The sequence below is a fragment of the Candidatus Symbiopectobacterium sp. NZEC135 genome (assembly GCF_025962695.1).
In genome coordinates this window covers 1-4,726 of the sequence record NZ_JAGFPF010000121.1, presented here as the reverse complement: position 1 = coordinate 4,726, position 4,726 = coordinate 1, and the positions used below count along the sequence as shown (strand labels likewise).

Genomic DNA, 4,726 nt, shown 5'->3' with positions numbered 1-4,726 from the left:
GATACAGATAAAGACGTATGAGAGTTTATTACTCATACGTCTTTTGGCTCACATTTAACACCGACGGCGTTCAAGTTTATCCTGACATTCCGTACAGGTTGTTACGCCCGGTAGTGCTTGCCGTCGTTTTTCAGGAATAGGTTTACCGCATAAACGGCAGTGGAATAATGATGGTGTTGTTCCTGGTTTGAAACGGCTCTGTTCAATCATCTCTTCCAGTCGTTGTTCATTGAACTCCTGATCGCGGTCGATCTCATCCGGCATGTGATGCCCTCCTGTTGGCGGCTTCCTTTTCGCAGAGTGTAATGCGCTTCCAGACTGTGGTGAGAGACAGTCTTTGGAACCTTGGTAGCAGGACTTCAGTTATCTGCATCATGGCCATCAGCGCATCTGGCGACTCCAAGTTTTCCACCCGGCGTTGTTGCCATTGCCGCCAGATAGAAGCATCCGTCTTCTCATCCGGTTCAGGCGTCCGGCCATACGGCACGCTGACACCCAGTAACCGACGGCGAAGGCAGACGTCATTAGACGTCAGGCCAAAAAACTGGTTGAGCAATGCGATAGAACCACCCAAGCGGATGGCCTTGTTAATCTGCTGATGTCGCAGGTATTCCTGGTGAGCCTGCGCCAGTAAATGATGCAAAACATCATGACGGACTGTGACCGCAATAAAAGGAGCTGCCATCCGGCTGACGGCAAAGAGTTCATCAAGTGATAGCTGACTGAGCGCATTCATTTCGTCGAAAGTAAATCCCAGTAATTCGCAGTAACGAATATTCCCTTCATGCAAAGCGCGCAAAGCATCTGTCAGAATGGTGTAATTAACTGATGGGATCATCATATTATCTCCTCACTCTGTAGTTCGGGAAGATGGTAAAACAGACAGGTGTCTTCAACTGGCTTCTCGCCCGGCTAATTTAAGGTTGATCCATTCATCAATTTCCGATTCGAGCCATGCCACACTTGCCGGTCCAATTTTTATAGACCGTGGGAACGAACCACTTTTCATATACAGGTAAATCTGGGAGCGTTTTAGGCCGGTTTTATCTTCGACCTGTTTTAAACGTAATAACTGATGTGATGTCATCGTATTCTCCTGTTGTGGAATAACTGGTATATGTCCAGAGAAAATAAAAAAACACAGCAGAAAACTTAGGGGAAGTCGAGGACCCCTTATTACGGACGGGAAGGCCCTTAGTACGGTTTTGTAGTAAAATAAATACGTCGTTAGTTGGATAATGATGTGGTGAAGGGGGATGCTGCAGGGCAGTTTCCAGCGTGTCGCTGTTGCAACGGCGTTATGGTTTAGCGTGATTATGAAGAGAATAAAAAGATGCGGTTAAATACATTCATTGCGAATTTCAGTCAGGGGGGCGTTACCACTCTGGTAGCAATACGCTATGAAGCATGGTCATAGAAGTGTTCTGTGTGGTCAAAACATATATGCTCAACTACTTCCTTGACACAATGCTAAATTGATTGTGCTTCCCGATCATGTATAGACCGATCCAGCAGATATAATACTGTCCTTTGATTCTTGTTATCGTTAAGGCGGCTGAGGCAATATGGTCCTGGCTGGAGGTTCCATGTGGTAAAGATTCTGTGGTGCGGTACCCCGCACAGGGAGACGGATACGTCAGGATGCTGCATACGGCTCTATGACTCACCTCTGGTTTCTTGGATAACCTGATGTCGCTAAATATCGGTTAAGTATGCGCTTGTTTTCCGTTCGGCAAAATAGTGCGCGGGTGTACTGCCCATTGTTTTTTTGAACATGGTGATAAACGCATTAACCGATTCATACCCCAGATTAGCTGCAACATTCTGAACCGAAACGCCGCTAGCCAGTTCCTGGAGAGCAATTATCAGTTGCAGTTGCTGACGCCAGCGTCCGAACGTCAACCCGGTTTCGCGCAGCATTAAACGCGCTAGAGAACGCTCGCTAAGCGCCAGTCTTTTTGCCCATGCTTTGAATGTGCTTCTGTCATCAGGTTGACTGACCAGAGCATCGGCCATGGCGCGGATTTTAGGATGCGACGACACAGGGAGGCTCAGTTTCTGCTGAGGCATGGTGGCTAATTCATCGAGTGTTACTCTGGTCAGTCTGGCGGGATGGCTTTCCGGTGGATATTCGACGCCCTCGCGGGTTAAACGGGCAACAAGTTCTTTAATCAGACTGGAAATTGCCAGAGTACAGCATCGCTCCGGCAGCGCGACAGCTCCGGGTTCGATAAACAGATAGTTGAGATGCGCATTCCAAGTAGCTTTGGCGCTGTGCGGCACTCCCCCAGGGATCCAGACGGCACAATCAGGCGGCACGATCCAGATATCATTTTCGGCGCGACAAATGACCGCCCCATAGAGGGCAATAATCAATTGCCCTTTGCGGTGCGTATGCACAGGCACTTCGGCCGCGTAATCGACAAAATCCAAATGACGCGCGACTGCGGGGCAGGGGGTGGCATCCGGATCAAACAGCGTATTGGCGAGTGGGGGTAACATAGATTGGCAACATTTAGGTATTTTTTGACAGAATAGAGTATTTAAGTGGATATGCAAGCCGGTAATAATTTCCGGCATGAAAAAAATTAACGCGAGTTACTTTCATTTTTTACACACGATATGCCAACGTCTTCGCGGTATGGCTTCTCCTTCACTACTGAATGATGCGAACGCTCTGCTCTATTCCGCGAAGAGTTTTGCCGCAGCGATGCTCGCATACTACATTGCACTGTCAATTGGCCTGGAGCGGCCTTCTTGGGCAATTATCACCGTGTATATTGTTTCCCAAACCTCCGTCGGAGCGTCGCTGAGCAGAAGTCTGTATCGTCTGGTGGGAACGGTAGTCGGCGCGGGCATAACGGTATTAATTGTACCTGCTTTTGTGAATATGCCGTTATTTTTCAGTGTGATACTGACGGGCTGGATCACCTTCTGCCTCTATTTATCTTTGCTGGAACGCACGCCCCGCGCCTATGGTTTTGTTCTGGCTGGTTACACTGCGAGTCTGATTGGCTTCCCTGCGGTATCCGATCCTGGTGCGATTTTTAACATCGCTATTGTTCGGGTACAGGAAATCATGATCGGTATCTTCTGCGCGGCACTTATTCATCGCTATGTATTGCCCGCGCGCATAACGGGCCAGTTCAACAGTAAATTGTCGCAGACGCTGCTCTCGGCGCGACAGCGTGTCGCAGATACTTTAGCAGGCAAACCCGACGCTGTTTCCGGGCCGCTGCATATGGCACTGGCATTACAGTTCCTGCAGGGTATCAGCCATCATATCCCTTATGATTTTGCGTTCTCTGTACCGGTCCGGCAAGCGAGAAAAAGGCTTCATGATCGGCTTGCCCGATTAGTCATTGTTAACTGTGAGTTACGCGACCGTTTAGCTCTGATAGCGACGATACCTGTAGATGTGCAAATTCTGCTGGGTGATGTTGAGGTCTGGCTGGCCTGCAAAGATGAAGGAAAATTCAAAAGCGAGGGTGAAGCGCTCAAAAAAAGGAGTGAAAAATTACTACAGCGCTATTCAGTGTATGAGCTGACGTTTGAAGAAGCGCTGCGTGTAAGTTTTATGCGCTACCTGTTAGAGGCCATTGTCCTTGTGCAGCAGTGCTATCGTCTTTCGGATGCCATTCATCACGCGAAACAGACGCCTGCGCACTCGGAAAAGAATACCGTGAAAGGATATGTATTCCACCGCGATCCTCTTACTGCTGCCCGCACCGCACTGGGCGCTTTCGCCATCATTATGAGCGGCTGTCTGGTGTGGATTTTCTCGGCATGGCCTGATGGTGGTACGGCGGTTTCTATCCTTGGCGTTTGTTGCACACTGTTTGGCAGCTTCGATACGCCTGCCCCGCATATTGTTAAGTACATTATCGGCTCCTTCTGGGGCGTTGTGATAAGCCTGATCTACAGCTTCGTTCTACTACCACAAGTCAGTGATTTTATCGTGCTGGTAACGGTTTTAGCTCCGGTATATCTGCTGGCCGGATCGCTCCAGGCCAGACCGCCTACCACGTTTATGGCTATGGGGATCACACTGACGCTGCCTATTTTGTGCGAGCTGGGTGCCCACTACAGCGGGGATTTTGCCGTGGCGGTGAATACCTCTATCGCACTATTTTTTGCTACTGGTTTTGCAGTGCTCGGCATGAGCCTACTGCAAACTGTGCAGGCTGATTCGGCGATAAAACGGCTGCTTCAATTATGCCAGCGAGATATTAACCGCAGCGTGGAAGGTAAGCTGAATACAGACGAAACCCTCTGGACCAACCTTATGATCGATCGGGCAGCGTTGATACTGCCGCGATTGCAGCGCAGCGGACAGTCACCGGAACGGGCACATCATTTGTTGTACGCCCTGCGTATAGGGCTGTGTGTAATGCGATTACGCCGATGTGATGCGCATGCGAACAAAGAAATAAAAGAAGTGCTCACTCTTCTTACATACTCGACAGATATTGACACCTTACTTCAACGGATCGCCAGTCTGACTGAGCGCAGCTTGAGCGTAACAGATGAACTATCGCGGCATTATGTTGATCAACTGGTTGATCTTTACTGCGCATTAAGCGTTCAGAAAATGGAGCCTGCTAATGATCAATGATTTCAATATTGAGGGCGTTTTTGTACCCGGTCTGCTGGTAATTGCCCTCGTTGCACTTACCTGTACACTATTTCTCGTACATCTTTTCTCTTTCAGCAAAGGTTACCGCCG

General features: G+C 49.1%; 6 protein-coding genes. 2 read left to right on the top strand and 4 right to left on the bottom strand.

Annotated elements, in window-relative coordinates:
• Positions 1 to 54 precede the first annotated feature (54 nt).
• The 4 genes from J5224_RS23380 to J5224_RS23365 all read right to left on the bottom strand — a co-directional run bounded on the left by J5224_RS23380 (position 55) and on the right by J5224_RS23365 (position 2,502).
• Positions 55 to 264 (bottom strand): TraR/DksA family transcriptional regulator, encoded by a 210-nt coding sequence (locus J5224_RS23380; protein ID WP_048211278.1) that lies wholly within the window; start codon positions 262 to 264, stop codon positions 55 to 57.
• Complete coding sequence (locus J5224_RS23375) at positions 254 to 838, bottom strand: DUF2857 domain-containing protein (RefSeq protein ID WP_181829591.1); 585 nt, start codon at positions 836 to 838, stop codon at positions 254 to 256. The genes J5224_RS23380 and J5224_RS23375 overlap by 11 nt, the downstream gene beginning before the upstream one ends.
• Before the next feature lie 54 nt (positions 839 to 892).
• A complete protein-coding gene (locus J5224_RS23370; protein WP_264627632.1) occupies positions 893 to 1,087 on the bottom strand; it encodes an AlpA family transcriptional regulator in 195 nt (64 codons plus the stop codon).
• Positions 1,088 to 1,695: 608 nt separating this feature from the next.
• Positions 1,696 to 2,502, bottom strand: coding sequence for an AraC family transcriptional regulator (locus J5224_RS23365; RefSeq protein ID WP_264627634.1), 807 nt, complete (start codon positions 2,500 to 2,502; stop codon positions 1,696 to 1,698).
• Positions 2,503 to 2,578: 76 nt separating this feature from the next.
• On the opposite strand from J5224_RS23365, the gene J5224_RS23360 reads away from it, so the two are divergent.
• A complete protein-coding gene (locus J5224_RS23360) occupies positions 2,579 to 4,615 on the top strand; it encodes an FUSC family protein (protein WP_264627631.1) in 2,037 nt (678 codons plus the stop codon).
• On the top strand, positions 4,605 to 4,726 hold a 122-nt coding region (locus tag J5224_RS23355), incomplete at its 3' end, for a DUF1656 domain-containing protein (protein WP_264627633.1). The genes J5224_RS23360 and J5224_RS23355, both read left to right, overlap by 11 nt.